The sequence below is a fragment of the Streptococcus oralis genome (assembly GCF_026782125.1).
In the GTDB taxonomy this organism is placed as follows: Bacteria; Bacillota; Bacilli; order Lactobacillales; family Streptococcaceae; genus Streptococcus; species Streptococcus oralis_CE.
The window spans coordinates 1-19,477 of the sequence record NZ_JAKUVY010000003.1 but is presented as its reverse complement, the minus strand read 5'-3'; the positions used below and the strand labels follow the sequence as shown (position 1 = coordinate 19,477).

General features: G+C 41.7%; 17 protein-coding genes and 1 pseudogene. 15 read left to right on the top strand and 3 right to left on the bottom strand.

Going from position 1 to position 19,477, the window contains the following annotated elements:
* Positions 1 to 54 precede the first annotated feature (54 nt).
* Together recA and MK385_RS03350 are read left to right on the top strand one after the other, a co-directional pair.
* Positions 55 to 1,206, top strand: coding sequence for a recombinase RecA (gene recA / locus MK385_RS03355; protein ID WP_042768851.1), 1,152 nt, complete (start codon positions 55 to 57; stop codon positions 1,204 to 1,206).
* A gap of 170 nt (positions 1,207 to 1,376) precedes the next feature.
* Entirely contained in the window at positions 1,377 to 1,571 is a 195-nt protein-coding gene (locus MK385_RS03350) for a PspC domain-containing protein (RefSeq protein ID WP_000415531.1), read from the top strand.
* A 131-nt stretch (positions 1,572 to 1,702) separates the two neighbouring features.
* On the opposite strand, the gene MK385_RS03345 is transcribed toward MK385_RS03350, so the two are convergent.
* The gene (locus tag MK385_RS03345; RefSeq protein ID WP_042769111.1) at positions 1,703 to 2,257 is read right to left on the bottom strand and encodes a GNAT family N-acetyltransferase; all 555 of its coding nucleotides are present in this window, start codon (positions 2,255 to 2,257) and stop codon (positions 1,703 to 1,705) included.
* Positions 2,258 to 2,366: 109 nt separating this feature from the next.
* On the opposite strand from MK385_RS03345, the gene MK385_RS03340 reads away from it, so the two are divergent.
* On the top strand, positions 2,367 to 3,737 hold the full coding sequence (locus tag MK385_RS03340) for an MATE family efflux transporter (RefSeq protein WP_042769110.1): 1,371 nt from the start codon (positions 2,367 to 2,369) through the stop codon (positions 3,735 to 3,737).
* Positions 3,738 to 3,833: 96 nt separating this feature from the next.
* Positions 3,834 to 4,550 carry a YebC/PmpR family DNA-binding transcriptional regulator gene (locus tag MK385_RS03335; RefSeq protein WP_000532879.1) on the top strand — a complete coding sequence of 239 codons (717 nt, stop codon included), beginning with the start codon at positions 3,834 to 3,836 and terminating at the stop codon, positions 4,548 to 4,550.
* Positions 4,551 to 4,599: 49 nt separating this feature from the next.
* Here the strand turns inward: MK385_RS03335 and MK385_RS03330 are convergent, their stop codons facing one another.
* The gene (locus MK385_RS03330; protein ID WP_129313492.1) at positions 4,600 to 5,304 is read right to left on the bottom strand and encodes a CD20-like domain-containing protein; all 705 of its coding nucleotides are present in this window, start codon (positions 5,302 to 5,304) and stop codon (positions 4,600 to 4,602) included.
* A gap of 193 nt (positions 5,305 to 5,497) precedes the next feature.
* On the opposite strand from MK385_RS03330, the gene MK385_RS03325 reads away from it, so the two are divergent.
* From MK385_RS03325 to MK385_RS03280, 10 genes are all read left to right on the top strand, one after another.
* On the top strand, positions 5,498 to 5,959 hold the full coding sequence (locus MK385_RS03325) for a MarR family winged helix-turn-helix transcriptional regulator (protein WP_129313490.1): 462 nt from the start codon (positions 5,498 to 5,500) through the stop codon (positions 5,957 to 5,959).
* A complete protein-coding gene (locus MK385_RS03320) occupies positions 5,943 to 7,712 on the top strand; it encodes an ABC transporter ATP-binding protein (protein WP_268725292.1) in 1,770 nt (589 codons plus the stop codon). Before MK385_RS03325 ends, MK385_RS03320 begins: the two co-directional genes overlap by 17 nt.
* Complete coding sequence (locus MK385_RS03315; protein WP_268725291.1) at positions 7,702 to 9,462, top strand: ABC transporter ATP-binding protein; 1,761 nt, start codon at positions 7,702 to 7,704, stop codon at positions 9,460 to 9,462. Before MK385_RS03320 ends, MK385_RS03315 begins: the two co-directional genes overlap by 11 nt.
* Positions 9,463 to 9,558: 96 nt before the next feature.
* Positions 9,559 to 10,062, top strand: coding sequence for a phosphatase PAP2 family protein (locus MK385_RS03310; RefSeq protein WP_042769102.1), 504 nt, complete (start codon positions 9,559 to 9,561; stop codon positions 10,060 to 10,062).
* A gap of 113 nt (positions 10,063 to 10,175) precedes the next feature.
* Positions 10,176 to 10,622 carry a LytTR family DNA-binding domain-containing protein gene (locus MK385_RS03305; protein WP_000776582.1) on the top strand — a complete coding sequence of 149 codons (447 nt, stop codon included), beginning with the start codon at positions 10,176 to 10,178 and terminating at the stop codon, positions 10,620 to 10,622.
* A 5-nt stretch (positions 10,623 to 10,627) separates the two neighbouring features.
* Positions 10,628 to 11,302 (top strand): LiaF transmembrane domain-containing protein, encoded by a 675-nt coding sequence (locus MK385_RS03300; RefSeq protein ID WP_042769101.1) that lies wholly within the window; start codon positions 10,628 to 10,630, stop codon positions 11,300 to 11,302.
* Positions 11,303 to 11,406: 104 nt separating this feature from the next.
* Complete coding sequence (rpmB, locus tag MK385_RS03295; RefSeq protein ID WP_001140948.1) at positions 11,407 to 11,595, top strand: 50S ribosomal protein L28; 189 nt, start codon at positions 11,407 to 11,409, stop codon at positions 11,593 to 11,595.
* Between the two features lie 152 nt (positions 11,596 to 11,747).
* Complete coding sequence (locus MK385_RS03290; RefSeq protein WP_000216434.1) at positions 11,748 to 12,113, top strand: Asp23/Gls24 family envelope stress response protein; 366 nt, start codon at positions 11,748 to 11,750, stop codon at positions 12,111 to 12,113.
* A 2-nt stretch (positions 12,114 to 12,115) separates the two neighbouring features.
* Positions 12,116 to 13,783, top strand: coding sequence for a DAK2 domain-containing protein (locus tag MK385_RS03285; protein WP_268725290.1), 1,668 nt, complete (start codon positions 12,116 to 12,118; stop codon positions 13,781 to 13,783).
* Positions 13,784 to 13,793: 10 nt separating this feature from the next.
* A complete protein-coding gene (locus MK385_RS03280; RefSeq protein ID WP_268725289.1) occupies positions 13,794 to 14,345 on the top strand; it encodes an SP0191 family lipoprotein in 552 nt (183 codons plus the stop codon).
* Between the two features lie 83 nt (positions 14,346 to 14,428).
* On the opposite strand, the pseudogene MK385_RS03275 reads toward MK385_RS03280, so the two are convergent.
* A pseudogene (locus tag MK385_RS03275) lies at positions 14,429 to 14,713 on the bottom strand (transposase family protein); the annotation flags it as partial.
* A gap of 283 nt (positions 14,714 to 14,996) precedes the next feature.
* On the opposite strand from MK385_RS03275, the gene MK385_RS03270 reads away from it, so the two are divergent.
* On the top strand, positions 14,997 to 19,477 hold a 4,481-nt coding region (locus tag MK385_RS03270), incomplete at its 3' end, for a YSIRK-type signal peptide-containing protein (protein WP_268725288.1).

Sequence of the window (19,477 nt, the reverse complement as noted above, 5' to 3'; positions counted from 1 at the left end):
ATTTTGGTATAATAAAAGATAGGTCTAAGGACCAGTAGAATATAGGAGAACAAAATGGCGAAAAAACCAACAAAAAAATTAGATGAAATTGGGAAAAAATTTGGAGCTGATCGTGAAAAAGCATTGAACGATGCTCTTAAATTGATTGAGAAAGACTTTGGTAAAGGCTCAATCATGCGTTTGGGTGAGCGTGCAGAGCAAAAAGTTCAAGTGATGAGTTCAGGTTCCTTGGCTCTGGACATTGCTCTTGGTTCAGGTGGTTATCCTAAGGGACGTATCATCGAAATTTATGGACCAGAATCATCTGGTAAGACAACGGTTGCCCTTCACGCGGTTGCGCAAGCTCAAAAGGAAGGCGGTATCGCTGCCTTTATCGATGCGGAACATGCCCTTGATCCAGCCTATGCAGCAGCCCTTGGTGTGAACATTGACGAATTGCTCTTGTCACAACCAGACTCAGGAGAGCAAGGTCTTGAAATTGCAGGGAAATTGATTGACTCAGGTGCAGTTGACCTTGTTGTTATTGACTCAGTTGCGGCCCTTGTACCTCGTGCAGAAATCGATGGGGACATTGGAGACAGCCACGTTGGTTTGCAAGCTCGTATGATGAGCCAGGCTATGCGTAAACTCGGTGCTTCGATCAATAAAACCAAAACGATTGCCATCTTTATTAACCAATTGCGTGAAAAAGTTGGGGTCATGTTTGGAAATCCAGAAACAACTCCTGGTGGACGTGCTTTGAAATTCTACGCTTCAGTCCGTTTGGATGTTCGTGGAAGTACACAAATCAAGGGAACTGGTGACCAAAAAGATACCAATGTTGGTAAGGAAACCAAGATTAAGGTCGTGAAAAACAAGGTGGCTCCACCATTTAAGGAAGCCTTTGTTGAAATCATGTACGGAGAAGGGATCTCTAAGACTGGTGAGCTCTTGAAGATCGCAAGTGATCTCGATATCATCCAAAAAGCGGGAGCATGGTACTCTTACAAGGGTGAAAAAATCGGACAAGGATCTGAAAATGCTAAGAAATACTTGGCGGATCACCCAGAAATCTTTGATGCCATTGACCATCAAGTTCGTGTTCAATATGGTTTGATTGAAGATGAAGAAGGTACAACTCTTACTTCTGTTGCGGAAGATCTAGTACCTAACCAAGAAGTAACGCTTGACCTAGGCGACGGACTTGAAATCGAAATTGAAGATTAAAAATAAAAGCGGAGAAGCCCTTCTCTGCTTTTTATGTTTAATTATTAAGTCTCCATAAGCTTTAAAAGCGTAATAAAAGAGTATTTAATCAAAAAAAATTAAAAAAACTGTTGCAATTTTTTTAATTTGATGATAAAATTAAAACATTCTATAAAAAGGAGACTACTATAATGGAAAAACGCCTTGTTCGTAATGTACAAGATAAAAAGATTGCTGGTGTTTGTGCTGGTGTCGCTGACTACTTTAACATGGACCACACACTTGTTCGTGCACTTTGGATCATCTTCACCCTACTTGGTGGTTCTGGAATCTTAGCTTATGCTGTTCTCTACTTCCTTCTTCCAGAAGGCAATGCAGAAGCTTAAGCCATAGAGAGAATAAAAAGTTTATTCTGATCAGTTGAAAATAAAAAACGCATGTAATCGTAGATTGCATGCGTTTTTATATATAGCTTCTATCGAAAAGAGAGGTTCTTCACCAGATGGATAAGTCTTGTTTAATGGTCACTAAAACGACGATACTCTATATGAAAGTCAAAATAATGTTCATTCTGTAACTTTTGGAAGATGTCGCGATAGGCCTCTTCGTCAAAATGGTCGCCACGGTAGAGAATTTCAAAACTTAAACCATCGTACTCTAGAAAAGCGTTGGCTGATTTGAAACCATTTTGGCGATAGAAGTCCATGCGGGCCTTCCTTTGCTCCAAGTTATCGCATTCTTCATCTAATCGCTCGACTTCCAGCAACATGGTTCGCTGGTAAAAATCAGTCAGCTTTTCGATGATTTCCTTCCCATAACCGTGGCTTCTCAGGTGGGGCATGATGGCAAAAAAACTGATATAGAAGGCCTTTGGATTGGAGATGGCAAAAGCAAAGCCGACAAACTCTTCCTGGTTATAAAAGGCAAAGAAGTGGGCATCATCTCGGTCCTGATAGCGCAAGAACTCAGACAGAGGAACTCGTTCTTCTTCAGGGAAAGCTTCCTTGTTTAGCTTTTCAACCTTATCCAGATCAGGAAATACATCCGTTATTAATTGACTAGTCAAACTCATAAATGACCTCCTTTTCTTGATTATAGCAAATTGTCTCTCTGTAAGCAATTGATTCCAAACTTAGTGACAGAGCCTTGTCGCTCCTCTAGAAAGCTGATATAATAGCTTTATGAATAAGAAACAATCCGTGGACTTGATACATGGTCCTATTCTTCCTTCGCTTTTAAGCTTTGCCTTTCCAATCTTGCTGTCTAATATCTTTCAACAGCTTTATAATACGGCTGACGTCTTGATTGTTGGGCGTTTTCTTGGCCAAGAATCCTTGGCAGCAGTAGGAGCAACAACGGCCATTTTTGACTTGATTATAGGCTTTACGCTTGGTGTTGGAAATGGGATGGGGATTGTCATTGCCCGCTATTATGGGGCTCGTAATTTCACTAAAATTAAAGAAGCAGTAGCAGCAACCTGGATTTTAGGAGGGCTTCTCAGTATTTTGGTCATGCTGATGGGCTTTGTCGGTCTGTATCCACTCTTGCAATATTTAGATACCCCTGCAGAAATTCTTCCCCAATCCTATCAATATATTTCTATGATTGTGACTTGTGTAGGCGTCAGTTTCGCTTATAATCTCTTTGCGGGTTTGTTGCGGTCCATTGGAGACAGTCTAGCAGCTCTTGGCTTCCTGATTTTTTCTGCTTTGGTTAATGTGGTTCTGGATTTGTATTTTATTACGCAACTGCATCTGGGAGTTCAATCTGCGGGGCTTGCTACCATCATTTCACAAGGGTTATCAGCGGTTCTTTGCTTTTATTATATCCGCAAAAGCGTTCCAGAACTCTTGCCACAGTTTAAACATTTCAAATGGGACAAGAGCTTGTATGCGGATCTCTTGGAGCAAGGTTTAGCTATGGGCTTGATGAGTTCGATTGTGTCTATTGGTAGTGTGATTTTACAGTCTTCTGTCAATACTTTTGGAGCCGTGATTATAAGTGCGCAAACAGCGGCTCGACGCATTATGGCCTTTGCTTTGCTTCCGATGACGGCTATTTCTTCTGCCATGACAACCTTTGCTTCTCAGAATCTTGGGGCCAAGCGACCAGACCGCATTGTTCAAGGACTTCGAATCGGTAGTCGCCTGAGCATGTCGTGGGCAGGCTTTGTCTGTATCTTTCTCTTTTTTGCTAGTCCGACCTTGATTTCCTTCTTGGCCAGTTCAACGGATGGTTACTTGATTGAAAATGGTAGCCTCTACTTGCAGATCAGTTCAGTCTTTTATCCGATTTTGAGTCTCTTGTTGATTTATCGCAATTGCTTGCAGGGCTTGGGCCAAAAAATCCTGCCTTTGGTATCTAGTTTTATCGAGCTAATCGGTAAAATTGCTTTTGTGGTCTTGATTATCCCTTGGGCAGGCTATAGGGGAGTCATCCTCTGTGAACCTCTTATCTGGGTTGCCATGACTATCCAACTTTACTTCTCTCTTTTCCGTCACCCCTTGATAAAAGAAGGTAAGGAAATCTTGGCAGCTAAGGAACAATCCTAGCTGGATTTACGAAAGAAAATCCATTTCCTCTAGTGAAAATCAGATGGACTTGTGTTATAATAAGAAAGATTAAAATGTGAAAAAAGGAGATTCCTAATGGGACGTAAATGGGCCAATATCGTAGCCAAGAAAACGGCTAAAGATGGAGCTAACTCTAAAGTATATGCAAAATTTGGTGTAGAAATCTATGTAGCAGCTAAAAAAGGTGATCCGGATCCAGAATCAAACTCAGCTTTGAAATTCGTTATCGACCGTGCTAAACAAGCCCAAGTGCCAAAACACGTTATCGATAAAGCGATTGATAAAGCAAAAGGAAACACAGACGAAACCTTTACAGAAGGACGTTACGAAGGATTTGGACCAAACGGTTCTATGTTAATCGTTGATACCTTGACTTCAAACGTTAACCGTACCGCAGCTAATGTCCGTGCTGCCTTTGGTAAAAATGGCGGAAACATGGGTGCTTCAGGTTCAGTTTCATACCTTTTTGATAACAAGGGTGTTATTGTATTTGCAGGTGAGGACGCTGATGCAGTCTTTGAGCAATTGCTCGAAGCAGATGTGGATGTGGACGATGTAGAAGCGGAAGAAGGAACAATCACTGTTTACACAGCTCCAACAGACCTTCACAAGGCTATTGTTGCCCTTCGTGAGTCAGGTGTCGAAGAATTCCAAGTGACAGAACTTGAGATGATTCCTCAGTCAGAAGTGGAATTGTCAGGGGATGACCTTGAAACCTTTGAAAAACTTTACAGCGTTCTTGAGGACGACGAAGACGTACAAAAGATCTACACAAACGTAGATGGATTCTAATAGAAAAACGAACAGTTTTACTAGCTGTTCGTTTTTTTGATATTTGAACTTAGACTCTGGTTTCAGAATCGTTTTGTTGCTTGCTTTTTCCTAGACCTAGACCAACAGCATGTTTTTGGACGAGCAAGAGTTGCCCATTGTCATCTTTTGCAAAAGTTAGGGTAACAGTCTTAATCTTGTCCCCAATAGAGATATAGGAGACTTTTCTCGTATTGTAACCCCCAATAGTGGAGTCAAACTCGGAATCTGGCAGTCCGTGTTTTTTGATAATATCCTTGTAGTTGGTACCACCTTTTCCTTTGTTGTCAAGGTCACCTTCGATTAAGGCGTCGAACTGTTCTTGGGTCCAAGTGAAGGAATCCTCTTCCTCCTCTTCAGAGCTGAAATCACTGCTATCATCTGTCAAGTCGCTTTCTTCTTCGCGTTCCATTGAGGCACTGGCCTCTCTGTAGGAGCGGTTAAACTCCCTGGCAAAATCTTTGTAGATATTAGCGTACAGTACCTGGGTTGTAAAGAATAGTACGATAGAGGCAATTGACAGAGCTGTTCCGATAATGGCCATGGTTTTTCGTTTTTTGAGGTTGACGATAAGGCCGATAATCCCCAAGATAAATGCGACGATGGCGATGAAAAACGATAGATAGTTAATAAATGGAATCCAGGACCCTAAAAGTGCGATGGCTCCAAAAATGGTTGCTAAGATTCCTAAGACTCTTTGTTCTTCTGGTTTCATTTGAAAGTTCTCTCCCTTCATCGAGTGAATGGATTTCTATCCACAGTAGTTAGTGCTTATTATAGAAAAAATATTGTCTAATGTCAATTTAAACTAAAATAGTTCTCTTGGAAACTTTTTTTCTTGACATCTCCTCTGAAAATGATAAAATAGTTCTCATGGAAACTTAAATAGTTCTTGTGAGAACTATATTTGTCGTAAGAAAGGAGCAATCATGGACAAGCCGATGTTAATGTTTAAACGTTTTGGACACCAGGTTCATCTGATGGTACAGAAAGAAGCTAAGCGATGTGGCATTGAATTTATGGGTGGACCGCAAGGGCAGGTTCTGCGTTTTTTAGATCATTGTGAACAAAAAGAGGAACTGGTCTTGATTAAGGATATCGAACAGGAACTCAATATTACTAAATCTGTGGCGAGTAATCTAGTCAAGCGCATGGTGCAAAATGGTTTGGTCGAGTTAGAGGCAAGCCCGAGCGATAAGCGGGCAAAATTTGTTCGCCTGACGGATAAATCGCGTTCGCAGATGCAAGAAGTTAAGGCTTTTTTTGATCGGATTGATCAGAGCCTGCTAGAGGGGGTTTCAAAGTCAGACTTGGCAATCTTTGAAAAGGTACTCGGGCAATTGCAAGCAAATGTTGAGAAGATAGGAGGAGAGAATGAAGAAACTCGCTAAACGTATTATAGGAAAAGAGTGGGGAATGATCGTCCTTACGATTCTTTTCACTTGTTTCTCGGTCTATCTCGAGTTAGAGGTACCGACCTACATTTCGCAAATTACAGAGTTACTGGGAACGTCTGGAACGCAGTTAGGTGAACTCTGGTCACCAGCTGCGAAGATGATGGGATTATCTCTCCTTGCCTTTATGTCGTCAGTAGCAGTTGGATTTTTCGCCTCCCATGTTGCAGCGTCTTACACGACTCACTTGAGAAGCGATATTTTTAATCGAGTACTGGATTTTTCACAGACAGAGATTAAACGTTTTTCAATCCCCAGTCTTTTGACTCGGACGACCAATGATATCACACAGGTACAGATGCTCTTTACCATGGGATTACAGGTAGTGACTCGTGGGCCGATTATGGCTATCTGGGCCATTGGAAAAATCTTTGGTAAGTCCGAATACTGGCTCTGGGCAGTCGTTGTGGCTGTTATTGTGAATGTCTTGATGACCACCGTTCTCATGACTCTGGCCTTTCCAAAACAATCGGTTATCCAAAAATTGACAGATAAACTCAATAGCATCACTCGTGAAAGCTTGACAGGGATTCGGGTTGTTCGTGCTTATAATGCTGAGGATTACCAAGATGAGAAATTTGAAGCAGCCAATGATGAAGTGACGCGTCTCAATCTCTTTGTCAATCGATTGATGGCGATTATGAACCCGATTATGATGGCAATTTCCAGTGGTTTGACCTTAGCTATTTACTGGATTGGTGCCTATATCATCAACGATGCAAGTTTGACAGAACGTCTGCCACTCTTTAGTGATATGGTGGTCTTCATGTCCTATGCTATGCAGGTCGTGATGGGCTTCCTTCTCATGGGAGCACTCTTTATCGTTCTTCCTCGTACCTTGGTTTCGGCAGGACGTATCAATCAAGTATTGGATCTGCATTCTTCTATTGAAAATCCTAGTCATGCCCAGACAGCGGATCCTTCAGTTCAAGGACAAGTGGAATTCCGTGATGTGACTTTCCGCTACTCTAAAAACTCAGAAGCAGTCGTGGAACATGTCACTTTCAAAGCAGAAGCGGGTCAAACCGTAGCCTTCATCGGATCGACTGGATCAGGTAAGTCTACACTTGTCAACCTCTTGCCACGTTTTTACGACGTTTCTGATGGAGAAATCCTAGTGGACGGAGTTAATGTGCAAGATTACGATTTGGAAGATTTGCGCAATAAGGTCGGCTATATTCCACAAAAAGCTGTACTCTTTTCTGGAGATGTCAAGGGGAACTTGGACTTTGGTAAGAGTCAAGAAAGTCCTCTAAGTGAGGCTGCTATGTGGCAAGCTCTTGAATTGGCCCAGTCTAAAGCATTTATCGAGGACAAGGAAGCAGGTCTTGCATCAGAAGTAGCCCAAGGTGGAACCAACTTCTCAGGAGGTCAAAGACAGCGTTTGGCCATTGCACGCGCCTTGGCTCGTAAACCAGAGATTCTCATCTTTGATGATTCCTTCTCAGCCTTGGACTACAAGACAGATCGTGTCCTACGCCAAGAGCTAGCAGAGAAAACAAAATCCATGACCAAACTCATCGTAGCGCAACGGATTTCTACCATTATGGACGCCGACCTGATCTTAGTTTTGGATCAAGGTAAAGTCGTGGGACAAGGCACCCACAAGGAACTTCTTGCAACCAACGAAGTCTACCAAGAAATTGCCTACTCACAACTATCAAAGGAGGAATTGGAACATGGAAAATAAAAAAGTTTCGGTCTGGAAACAGTGCAAACCTTATATGGCAGGCCTCCAACTCCCTCTCCTAATAGCAGTTGTGGCTGCAGTCATTTCAAGTATCATTACCGTTTATGGTCCAACTAAGATTAAAGAAATTACTAACTTGATTTCAGATGGCTTGGCTACAGAAATCGACTTGGTAGCTGTGTCAAACATTGCTGGATTTTTGGTTGTTCTATATGTATTTGGCGCCATCCTTAACTATACACAGGCCTATATCTTTTCAACAAGTATCCAACATTTTTCAAAACGCTTGCGGACAGCAATCGCTGAAAAAATCAATCGTTTGCCACTTGGCTATTTTGACCGCCATTCACAAGGAGACACTCTATCTCGTGTGACCAACGATGTGGATACGGCGGCGCAATCTCTCAACCAAAGTCTAGGGGCAGTTCTTTCAGCTAGTTTCTTGTTGATTGCTGTCTTGGTGACCATGTTTGGGATGAACTGGATTTTGGCATTGGTAACAGTTGTATCAACCCTTGTTGGTTTTGCGGCGGTTTCCGTAATCATGGCCAAGTCACAGGGTTATTTTAAAGCCCAACAAAATAATCTAGCAGCCGTCAATGGTTATGTGGAAGAGATGTACTCTGGCCATAATGTAGTGACCAGCTACAACGCAGTGGACACCTCCAAAGCGAGATTTGCAGGTTTAAACCAAGACTTGCATGATAGTATTTGGAAATCTCAGTTTATCTCTGGTATCATGATGCCAGCCATGTTCTTTGTTGGGAACTTTAGTTATGTCTTAGTCATCATCGTTGGGGCCGCGCTGGCGTTAGAAGGACATATCACGATAGGGATTATTGTAGCTTTTATGGTTTACGTACGGACCTTCTCCCAACCTCTGTCACAGATTGCCCAAGGGATTACGAGCTTGCAACAAGCGAGTGCAGCCATGACTCGTGTATTAGAATTTCTAGCTGAAGCTGAGATGCAGGATGAATCTCATAAGGAAAGACAATTGAGCAACATAAAAGGGGAAGTAGTCTTTGATCATGTGTCATTTGGCTATACACCAGAGCGCACCATCATCCATGACTTCTCTGCGACAGCTCATGCTGGTCAAAAGGTCGCGATCGTTGGGCCGACTGGAGCTGGTAAGACAACCATTGTCAATCTTTTGATGAAGTTTTATGAGATTGATAAGGGAAGTATCCGTATCGATGGTGTGGATACTAAGGACATGAAATGCTCAGAAGTACATGATGCCTTTTCAATGGTCTTGCAGGACACATGGCTCTTTGAAGGAACCATTCGAGACAATCTCGTCTATAATCAGACAGACATCAGTGATGAACGAATGATAGAAGCCAGTAAGGCTGTGGGAATCCACCACTTTATCATGACTTTGCCAGATGGCTACGATACTGTTTTGGATGACACCGTGACCTTGTCTGTTGGACAGAAACAGCTCTTGACCATTGCTCGTGCCTTGCTCAAGGACGCGCCACTCTTGATTTTGGATGAAGCGACATCCTCAGTCGACACACGTACAGAGGAGTTGATTCAAAAAGCCATGGACCGTTTGATGGAGGGTCGAACTTCCTTTGTCATTGCCCACCGCTTGTCTACTATCCGAAATGCCGACTTGATTCTTGTCATGAAAGATGGAAATATCATTGAACAAGGCAACCATGAGGAACTGATGGCGCAAGGTGGCTTCTACGCCGACTTGTACAATAGTCAATTTACAGAAGACGAAGCAGAAGAATAAATCAAAAGAAGGCTTGACGGCCTTCTTTTTCTGCACTATACTAGAAGACAAACGTCTCACCTGTAGACGAAAAAAGGTAATGAATGAGAATTATAAATGAAAAATTATCAAGAATGGTATCGAAATATCAGCTCTAGACTAATCAGTCATCCCACTCTTTTATTTCTGTTACGCAGTTTCAATCGTTTGATGACAGTCGCCATGCCCCTGGTCTATTTGATCTTGCTAGTCACCACTTACCTGCAACTAGGACTTGGTCAGCAAGTTGGGGTTTATGTGCTTATTCCTGCATCAGGTTTTGTGACTTTGTCCCTGTTTCGTAAGAAAATCAACCACCCGCGACCTTATGAAACTTGGGATATCTGTCCCCTGCTTGAAAAAGATAGTTCGGGACAGTCGATGCCCAGCCGCCATGTTTTTTCGGCAACTATCATCTCCATGGCCTGTCTGCATGCCAGTCTACCTGTTGGCTTAGCATGCTTGATTTTTTCAGCTTTGCTGGGACTGGTGAGGGTTTTAGGGGGGGTTCATTATCCCAAGGATGTCTTGGTTGGCTATGCTTGTGGTCTGGTGTGGGGATTCCTTTTCTTCCTATTCTGACATGTAAGTTAAGCTAGTCCTACAACCACTTACTGCTTCAAATTGACCACTTGCTTTTTTGCCCTTGTATTCCTAACTTAGCTTTGATATAGTAGAGTCAGAAAGGAGATGTGATGAAGTTACGAATTGAGATTGACGGCAATTTAGAGGAGACTGAAATTGTCATCAAGACCCCTGCTTTGACAGATGAAATTGCAGATTTGCAACGGCTCTTGCAAGAGTCAAAGGCTCCGAGGTTGACTTTTTACAAGGGGACAGGTGAATATTATCTAGACCTTTCAGAAATTCTCTTCTTTGAAACAGAAGGGAGCAAAATCTACGCTCATAACCAGAAGGAAGCTTATGAGGTTCGCCTCAAGCTCTATGAGTTGGAGTCTATCTTGCCTCGCTATTTTAGTCGAGTGTCCAAGTCAACTATCGCAAACATCCGTCAGATTTACTCAGTGGACAAGTCCTTTTCAGGAACGGGCACCATTTCCTTTTATCAGACGCACAAGGAGGTTCATGTCTCACGACATTACCAATCCCTCCTAAAAGAAAATCTAAGAAACATGAGGTGAAAAACATGAAAAAGAAAGCATTTGGTATTGTTTTATTGGTTTTAGCAGCTTGGATCTTGCTGCAAGGAAATTTTGGCATTCCTTCTTTGGATGGCAAAATATGGCCTTTGATTGGTATCGTCTTTTTTGCCTACAAGTCAGTTGAATCCATTCTCAGACGCCATCTAACTTCAGCAGTTTTTACAGGTTTACTGGCGCTCATCATTGCTAATTCTGCCTATGATTTGCTACCTGTTACCAACCACTCTTTAATCTGGGCTAGCATCTTAGCAGTGCTAGGTGTTGGTTATCTCACTCACTCAAGTAAGTTCTGGAATGAAAAAAAATGGTGGTACAATGGGAAAAAAACAGTCGTCACGGATAAGGAAGTCGCTTTTGGGAGCGGGACCTTCTATAAGCAAGATCAAGATCTCGTAGATGACCAAGTGGAAGTCGCTTTTGGGGATGCTAAAATCTACTATGATAATGCAGAGATGCTAGGTGATTTTGCAACTTTAAATATTGAAGTGGCCTTCGGGAATGCAACCGTCTATGTTCCACAACACTGGCGTGTCGATTTGAAAGTAGAAACCTCCTTTGGTGCAGCTAAGGCAGATGCTCCTGTAGCGCCAACAAACAAAACCTTGATTATCCGTGGAGAAGTCGCTTTTGGTAAACTTGGAGTTGTTTACGTTAAATAAAAAAATAGTTTAGGCCCTTGATAAATTCAAGAAAGTGTGATAACATAGTACGGTATGTGGTGCTAGCACATCCGCTATATTAGATCTAATAGGAGGAAAACACAATGGCTAAAGTATGTTACTTTACAGGTCGTAAGACTGTATCAGGAAACAACCGTTCACACGCGATGAACCAAACAAAACGTGCCGTAAAACCAAACCTTCAAAAAGTTACTGTTCTTATCGATGGTAAACCTAAAAAAGTTTGGGCTTCAGCTCGTGCTTTGAAATCAGGTAAAGTTGAACGCGTTTAATAAAAATGAAAAGACCTAACTGGTCTTTTTCTTTTGCTCTAAGGATAAAATCATTTGAAAAATAGAGTAAATATCTGCCAATACAGCATTCTGCTTTTACACTTGGGCTGAAATATGATAAAATAGAGTATCAACTAGTTGAGGTAAAAAAAATGACTGTAAAAATTAATACAAAAGATGGTCAAATCGAACTGACAGATGAAGTGATTGCAACCGTAGTAGGTGGTGCCGCAACTGAGATTTTTGGCGTGGTCGGTATGGCTAGTAAAAATGCCCTCAAAGACAATTTCCAAGCCCTTCTTGGTAAGGAAAATTATTCTAAGGGTGTTGTTATAAAAGCAGCCGAAGATGGTAGCATTGCAGTTGATGTTTATACCGTATTGAGCTACGGAGTAAAGATAAGCGAAGTGTCAAAAAACATTCAAGAGCGTGTTCGTTTTAGTTTAGAAAATCAACTAGGAATTACTGCTCAGACTGTGAATGTCTACATTCAAAATATCAAAGTTGTAGGAGAATAATCGTGTCAAAAATTACTACCAGTTTATTCCAAGAGATGGTGCAGGCTGCATCAACTCGTTTGAATAAGCAAGCAGAATATGTCAATTCATTGAACGTCTTTCCAGTTCCAGATGGAGATACTGGGACAAACATGGGAATGACCATTGAAAATGGTGCTAAAGAAGTAGCAGACAAGCCTGCTTCTACAGTTGGAGAAGTAGCGAGCATTCTTGCCAAAGGGCTCTTGATGGGTGCGCGTGGGAACTCAGGAGTTATCACTTCTCAGCTCTTCCGTGGCTTCTCTCAGGCTATCAAGGAAAAAGATGAATTAACAGGTCAAGACTTGGCTCTTGCCTTCCAATCCGGTGTCGAAGTAGCTTATAAAGCGGTTATGAAACCAGTCGAAGGAACTATTTTGACAGTTTCTCGTGGTGCTGCCATTGGTGCCAAGAAAAAAGCGGAACAGACAGATGATGCTGTTGAGGTCATGCGTGCAGCCTTGGAAGGAGCTAAAACAGCTCTTGCCAAAACACCAGACATGCTTCCAGTTTTGAAAGAAGTTGGTGTTGTGGACTCAGGTGGTCAAGGTTTGGTCTTCATCTATGAAGGATTCCTCTCAGCTCTTACTGGTGAATACAGTGCTTCTGAAGACTTTGTAGCGACTCCTGCCAACATGAGTGAAATGATCAATGCAGAGCACCACAAGTCTGTAGCAGGGCATGTGGCAACTGAGGATATTACCTTCGGTTACTGTACAGAGATCATGGTAGCTCTCAAACAAGGTCCGACTTATTCTAAGGACTTTGACTACGATGAATTCCGTAACTACTTGAATGACTTAGGCGACTCTCTACTTGTTGTCAATGATGATGAAATCGTCAAAGTTCACGTCCATACAGAAGATCCAGGTCTTGTCATGCAAGAAGGTCTCAAATATGGTAGCTTGATCAAGGTAAAAGTGGACAATATGCGTAACCAACACGAGGCGCAAGTTGAAAAAGAAGCAACTCAAGGAAACAAGCCTTCTGAAACAAAAGAGTATGCCCTTATCGCAGTAGTAGCTGGTCAAGGTTTAGCAGATATCTTCCGTGCTCAAGGTGTGGATTATGTTATCGAAGGTGGTCAGACAATGAACCCTTCAACAGAAGACTTTATCAAGGCTGTTGAACAGGTCAATGCTCGCAACATCATCTTCTTGCCAAACAACAAAAATATCTTCATGGCGGCCCAATCTGCTGCAGAGGTATTGGATCAACCAGCAGTAGTGGTAGAAGCGCGTACCCTTCCTCAAGGATTAACTAGCCTTCTTGCCTTTGATCCAAGCAAATCAATCGAAGAAAACAAAGAACGTATGACTGCAGCCCTTAGCGATGTGGTCAGCGGTAGTGTAACAACAGCCGTTCGTGATACAACTATCGATGGATTAGCAATTCATGAAAATGACAATCTTGGTATGGTTGATGGAAAAATTCTCGTGTCAAACCCTGACATGCACCAAACCTTGATAGAAACATTGAAACATATGTTGGACGAAGACAGTGAAATTGTGACTTTCTATGTCGGTGAAGACGGAAGCGAAGAACTTGCCAATGAAATTGCCCAAGAAATCGCAGAAGAATTTGAAGATGTTGAAGTAGAGATTCACCAAGGTCAACAACCCGTATATCCATATCTTTTCAGTGTGGAATAGGAGACTTTGAATGAAGAAAGTTTTAGGATTAGTTTTTGCATCGTTACTTGTTCTTGCTGGCTGTGGTCAAACCAACACCGCAACAACAGATTCAAGTAGTATAGCAAGTTCGGTTGATTCATCCACAAAGTCAAGTCAGGTGAAAGAAGAAATCAAGGAAACGACCAAAGTTCTCAAAGGGAAGATTGAAGAATTTGATGTCACCATGACTTTTGTTTACACGGATGTTGTAAAACAATTCAAGATGGATATGCTGGGAGAATTTGGAGAGGAAATTCCTGCAGAAATTACTCCGGAAGAATTTCAAGAAGTCTTTCGCGAAGCTGTGGAAAGCTCTCCAGAGTATATTGAAATCAAGGACGAGCCAGGTGTTAAAGTTGAATATTTTATCACCGATAATAAAAAGATGAGAATAGTTATCGATCTTGACCTTGAAAAAGCAGATATGGATAGAATTAAAAAGACTTATTTCTTTGAATCACTTAAGGATAGTGTAGAAGACTTTAAGAAGCCAAATACTCTGATTGCTGGTTTAAAGTTACAAGGATTTAGAGAAGAATAAACGAAAGAGGCTGGGACAATAGTCCCTTATCTCCAAAAAAAGGTTCTTTGTCAACTGTAGTGGGTTGAAGAAAAGCTAAGATGTAGAGAAGTTTCAGCGACCATCATTTTTGAGCACTGATAGCACTTGAAACGACGCTTTTTCAGGAGAATTCTAGTAGGCATACCAGTCGTTTCAAGGTAATGAATTTTAGACGGTTTTTGAAAGTTATATTTCCTCATCAGACTTCCACAATCAGGGCAATCTGGCACATCGTAGTCCAGTTTAGCGATGATTTTCTTGTGTATATCCATATTGATGATATCTACAATCTTGATGTTAGGGTCTTTAATACCGAGTAGTTTTGTGATAAAATGTAATTGTTCCATATGATTCTTTCTAATGATGGTTTGGTTGCTTTTCATTATAGATCTTATGGGACTTTTTTCTACAATAAAATAGGCTCCATGATATCCATAGGGGATTTACCCACTACAAATATTATAGAGCCGAAAACAACAGAAGGAAGCTGGTTTTACAGCTTCCTTTTTCTATGCAAATGGAGTTATAAAGAAATTTCTGTAGAAATGAACATTCTATTGGAAATTCTATTTACTATAAGTTATAATGATAAAGCTGTTATGTTAGATTAAGTATGAATATAAAGGAGAAATGATGAAGAAAAAATTTTTTAATCAATCTTTTTCCCGCTTTTCGATTAGAAAGTTAAGTGTTGGGACCTGTTCGGTATTGCTAGGAACCTTTATGATCATGGCTACTTCTCCAGTGCAAGCGGATGAAGCTCAAGTCAACAATAAGGAACAACAAACCCAGGCGGAAATTCAACAGAAGGAAAAAAGTGCTGAGAATGGACAGGAAGTCATTTCTGAACCTCAAAAAGAGGTAACACAGAACGAAGCAGTTAAGGACCAGAAGGATAAAACTGAATCGTCCAAAACAGAAGTATCTGAACCAGTCGCTCAGAGCCAACCAGTTTCACAAGTTGATAATACGAAGGAAGCGAGTCAGCCTTCTTTAGATGAGGAGAAAAAGCAATCTCTAGAATCAACTCAAACTGAGCAGAAAAGCAAGGAAGAAAGCGGACCTAGCGGAAAAACTTCTTCTAGACGCAAGAGATCGCTAGATGAAGTCAATGCTGCATTTCAAGCTCATTCGCCAATCAAAGATATCCATGCGGTAGATAGTGTCCGTGAATCCTTGACCTTTAGTATTACTGGACACGAAGCAGACTATTCTGGTGGGTATATCAAAATTCATTTCCAAAATGGGAAAGCTATTAAATTGACCCCTTCTCCAGTTGGTGGTGTAAAGTTCAGCCAAGAAAAAACGAATGGAGACCTTGATTTAAAGATAGAGCCCGTTAATCTGAGAGGTGGAGCAAACTATAACTTCGTCTATACTTTTCAGATAGATCCTCTGACGCATAACTGGGGAGGTGCTGTCCAAGCCATTGGGCCGGACCATAAAGTGACCGCCACTGCTAAGCTCTATGACAAAAATGGCAATGTCCTCAAAGAACTTGGAAGCATTGAACACACGTGGAAAGTCTTAGAAAACGGGGTAGGGGGTCTGACACCAATGTCTAACAATCAGGTCATTGGCTACGATCGAAACAACGATGGTATTGTTGACGAAGATTCATCTGTTGTATCCTACTATCTATTTAATGGTGCGAAAGATCCTAAGAATAATACGGCAAGAAATGATTACTTCAACTATGGAAATGGTGTCTTTGATGGTCGTATGATCAATGGTATGGGGATTAGTGATGTCGGTGGGCATATCATTGATCCTGTTACATCTTATACCTATAATATAGATCTAAAAGAAGGCTATGAATTGACAGATGAAGCCAAAGCTCTAGGATGGACTGCCGATGCGACGGGTTACCATCTGACCATTAACAGAGCTAACAATCCGCTTCAAGATGTTAATAACAATAAAAACAAGCTCATTCCAATTTCTTTCAAGTTAAAGAATGCCAAAGTAGCAGATATTAATAGAAAAGCGCAAAACTTAACTGTGACGGGTATCTATACAAAAGCAGATGGGACTAGCTATCAAAATACGGTCGTTCTGCCTTATACTCTCCTTGTTCAAAAAACAGACCAGTCAGAGTCTTCTCTCTTTGAGTTTAGACACTATAATCAGTCTGACTCGGAGATAATTCGTTCTTATGGTGAAACAGAATACCGTTCTAATGTTCGACTTTCATCAGTCGCAGAGGTTGAAAAAGATTATCCTATCAATGACTATACGGTCACCCATAAAATACAGGATTCACGAGAGTCTTATCGAGAAGTAAACGTGATTGAGGAGCGTCAATGGAATGAATTTTTCTCTTCACCGGACGCATCCGTAGAAGTATACAATAAAGCTACAGGTGAGTTATTAGGGACTTTTAATAGTAACACCCGTAGTCTACGATTGACGGAAGAGCAAGATGTGAAGGAACTGGAGTACAAGTTTAAAAATATCAAGATGAGGAAGTCCTCAACAAATGATACTTCGGCATTTTTTTTCCAGACAAAAACACGTTTTAATAATTGGGAAAGTCTCTATAAAGACTCGACGATTAGTAAGTTGGATTCTAGAACGGATTTCACTTTTAAGAATACTGGAAACACTGTTTCCTTCTCTCAAACGGCCTCAGCCGAATTGACGCGTGTTATCCAGCAAATTTCGATGGTTGGACGTCGTCGGACAGATGTCTTCAATCGACACACAGATGCTTCTGGTTTTAAAGAAGATTTTATCACAAGGACTGCGGGTAAAGACACCCCTACTCAGAACTTCGCAAACTTGACGGGAGTTTACCATTTAGCCTATTTGGCTGACCCTCAATTAAACTTTAGTGGAAACCTTAATTTTAAGGTCTATTATAATTACAAAGATACTGGGAAAACTCTCTACTATGCCCAAGTGAAGGGAACCCCAGACTCCTCTATGCCCCCAACGCTTTTGAAGTTGGAAAACAAGACAATTCCAAATGGGACCTATACCTATAAAGCAATTGCTTTCTGGGATGAGGAACTTCCAGATGTTCAAGCTCAGAATGGTTATGACTTGGGGGAACTAGATGGCATTACTATTACTTCGAAAAATTCGACCTCTCATGACTTCAATGTGGTCGTACAGGCGTCTGAAGCGAGTGGTGTCTACTCTGAAGTGAAGAGAGCTACAAATCAGCACTTTGCCTACAATACCCAAGAGCACTATCCTGGTGATGAGATTGATTTCAGAGTGACCTATAAAAACGCAGCGAAACAGCCTGTTTCAGACGTTTATGTTTTATCATCCTTGCCGATGAAAGGTGATAAACAGCTGGAATCCAGAAATCGTGGTTCTCAATTTACAGTGAGTTTGACAAAAGCTCTAACACTACCTTCTGGCTGGGAAGTTCAATATAGTCGTACTGCGGGTACTGCTGCAGAAATTAATGCTTCACAATGGCTCACAGCAGAACAGGTATCGGATTGGTCAGAGATTCGTGCAGTTCGTTGGCATTCGACTGCTCCGGTTGCTGCTGGAAGCAGGGTTCAGTTTCCTATCGATGGAGCAGTTATCGGGCAAGATACTGCCTCAGGTGCTACAGCTTATCTTTCTTCGGCTCTGGCAAATGGTAGTTCCAAGTACACTGAGTCCAATAATGTTTTAATCCAAATGTCCACCAAACTGTCATCTGCAAGTTTCACCTTTGTGGATGTAAATGATCCGTCTAAGGAAGTGCAACTAGGACAGGTAGACACAGTTGTAGGCAAACCCAACGGACCAATTTCTTATGATCCTGCTCGTCGAATTAAGGAATTGGAAGATGCAGGATATGAACTGATCAGTAACGATTTTACAGATCATACCTTTGGTGACTCGGCTAGTCCAAAACAATTCAAGTTTCAGTTTAGACACAAGATAACAGAACTATCCGAAACTGTTCGTGCAACTCGCGAAATTGATTATGAATATCTCAAAAAAACAAACCATTCTGATTTATCACTCCTTCCTCCAAAACATGTTGAGACTCATTCGTTTACTCGCACGAAGAGAATTGACCAGGTTTTGGCGAAACGGCAACCAAATGATGCGACAGCAGGTGTGACTTACTCAGCCTGGTCTGCAGACCAAACTTGGTCTCAAGTGATTTCGCCTGAAATTCCTGGCTATTATCCAAGAGAGGATATTGATGCAAACACAATGTCGGGAGAAGGAGCTCTCGATGAATATTTATTGACCGCGGATGATCCTAGAGATGAAGAGTTGGAAAAAGAATTTACCTGGTATCGGGTGGTGTATTATGTTCCACTTCCAGTTGTCCCTTCAGCAAGTGCAGCGAAATCTAAAGGCCTTCAAGGGCAGAAGCAGGCAGCAATGATTCAGTTTGATGAGGATAGAGCAAGCGAGAGTGAGGTTCACTTTACAAAAGGGACAACAACCATTAATGGAGCAAAGAAATCCGTTGAACTAGTCCAAAGTAGTGTCTTTATTTATGATGAGAATGGACAAAAGGTAACTTCGCTAACCATTGCCGACCAAGGTACGTACGATTTAGATCTTGTAAATAAAACAATTGTCTTTACTCCATTGAAAACCTTCTATGGTCCAGCAACTCCAGTTCAAGTTGGAGTGGTGGATAAAAATGGAGAGTCGGCTGTAACGACCTATACCCCAGTTGTTGAAAGAGTTACCCCGACTGGTTCAGGTGATAAGACTGAAGGACTTCAAGGTCAGGTCCAAGAAGGTAAAGTGACTTTCACCCCAGGTCATGATTCTGTTCCATTCCCAGCTGATTCAACTCCACTATTTGACAATGGTACAACTGTGAAAGAAGTGCCAAATGTTGGTAAGTTCGAGGTGGACGCAGATGGTAAGGTGACCTTTACTCCAGATAAACAGTTCAAGGGTGAAACACCAGAGCTTGAATTGACTCGTGTGGATGCCAATGGCACCCCAGTGACCGTTAAGTACCAAGCGGTGGTGAAAGAAGTAGTTCCAACCAGCACTAACGCAACGAGCACAGGTCCTCAAGGTGTCCCTCAAACAGGCACCCCAACTTTCCAAGGTGGTGATCCACTGGTTCCAATCGATGAAACAGTAGAGCCAACCTTCGAAGATGGAAGCAAAGAGAAATCTATTCC

What these genes read in the sequence shown, in the direction of transcription:
- recA (WP_042768851.1), top strand. Translation starts at nt 55, where the DNA reads ATGGCGAAAAAACCAACAAAAAAATTAGATGAAATTGGGAAAAAATTT.
- MK385_RS03350 (WP_000415531.1), top strand. Translation starts at nt 1,377, where the DNA reads ATGGAAAAACGCCTTGTTCGTAATGTACAAGATAAAAAGATTGCTGGT.
- MK385_RS03345 (WP_042769111.1), bottom strand. Translation starts at nt 2,257, where the DNA reads ATGAGTTTGACTAGTCAATTAATAACGGATGTATTTCCTGATCTGGAT.
- MK385_RS03340 (WP_042769110.1), top strand. Translation starts at nt 2,367, where the DNA reads ATGAATAAGAAACAATCCGTGGACTTGATACATGGTCCTATTCTTCCT.
- MK385_RS03335 (WP_000532879.1), top strand. Translation starts at nt 3,834, where the DNA reads ATGGGACGTAAATGGGCCAATATCGTAGCCAAGAAAACGGCTAAAGAT.
- MK385_RS03330 (WP_129313492.1), bottom strand. Translation starts at nt 5,304, where the DNA reads ATGAAGGGAGAGAACTTTCAAATGAAACCAGAAGAACAAAGAGTCTTA.
- MK385_RS03325 (WP_129313490.1), top strand. Translation starts at nt 5,498, where the DNA reads ATGGACAAGCCGATGTTAATGTTTAAACGTTTTGGACACCAGGTTCAT.
- MK385_RS03320 (WP_268725292.1), top strand. Translation starts at nt 5,943, where the DNA reads ATGAAGAAACTCGCTAAACGTATTATAGGAAAAGAGTGGGGAATGATC.
- MK385_RS03315 (WP_268725291.1), top strand. Translation starts at nt 7,702, where the DNA reads ATGGAAAATAAAAAAGTTTCGGTCTGGAAACAGTGCAAACCTTATATG.
- MK385_RS03310 (WP_042769102.1), top strand. Translation starts at nt 9,559, where the DNA reads ATGAAAAATTATCAAGAATGGTATCGAAATATCAGCTCTAGACTAATC.
- MK385_RS03305 (WP_000776582.1), top strand. Translation starts at nt 10,176, where the DNA reads ATGAAGTTACGAATTGAGATTGACGGCAATTTAGAGGAGACTGAAATT.
- MK385_RS03300 (WP_042769101.1), top strand. Translation starts at nt 10,628, where the DNA reads ATGAAAAAGAAAGCATTTGGTATTGTTTTATTGGTTTTAGCAGCTTGG.
- rpmB (WP_001140948.1), top strand. Translation starts at nt 11,407, where the DNA reads ATGGCTAAAGTATGTTACTTTACAGGTCGTAAGACTGTATCAGGAAAC.
- MK385_RS03290 (WP_000216434.1), top strand. Translation starts at nt 11,748, where the DNA reads ATGACTGTAAAAATTAATACAAAAGATGGTCAAATCGAACTGACAGAT.
- MK385_RS03280 (WP_268725289.1), top strand. Translation starts at nt 13,794, where the DNA reads ATGAAGAAAGTTTTAGGATTAGTTTTTGCATCGTTACTTGTTCTTGCT.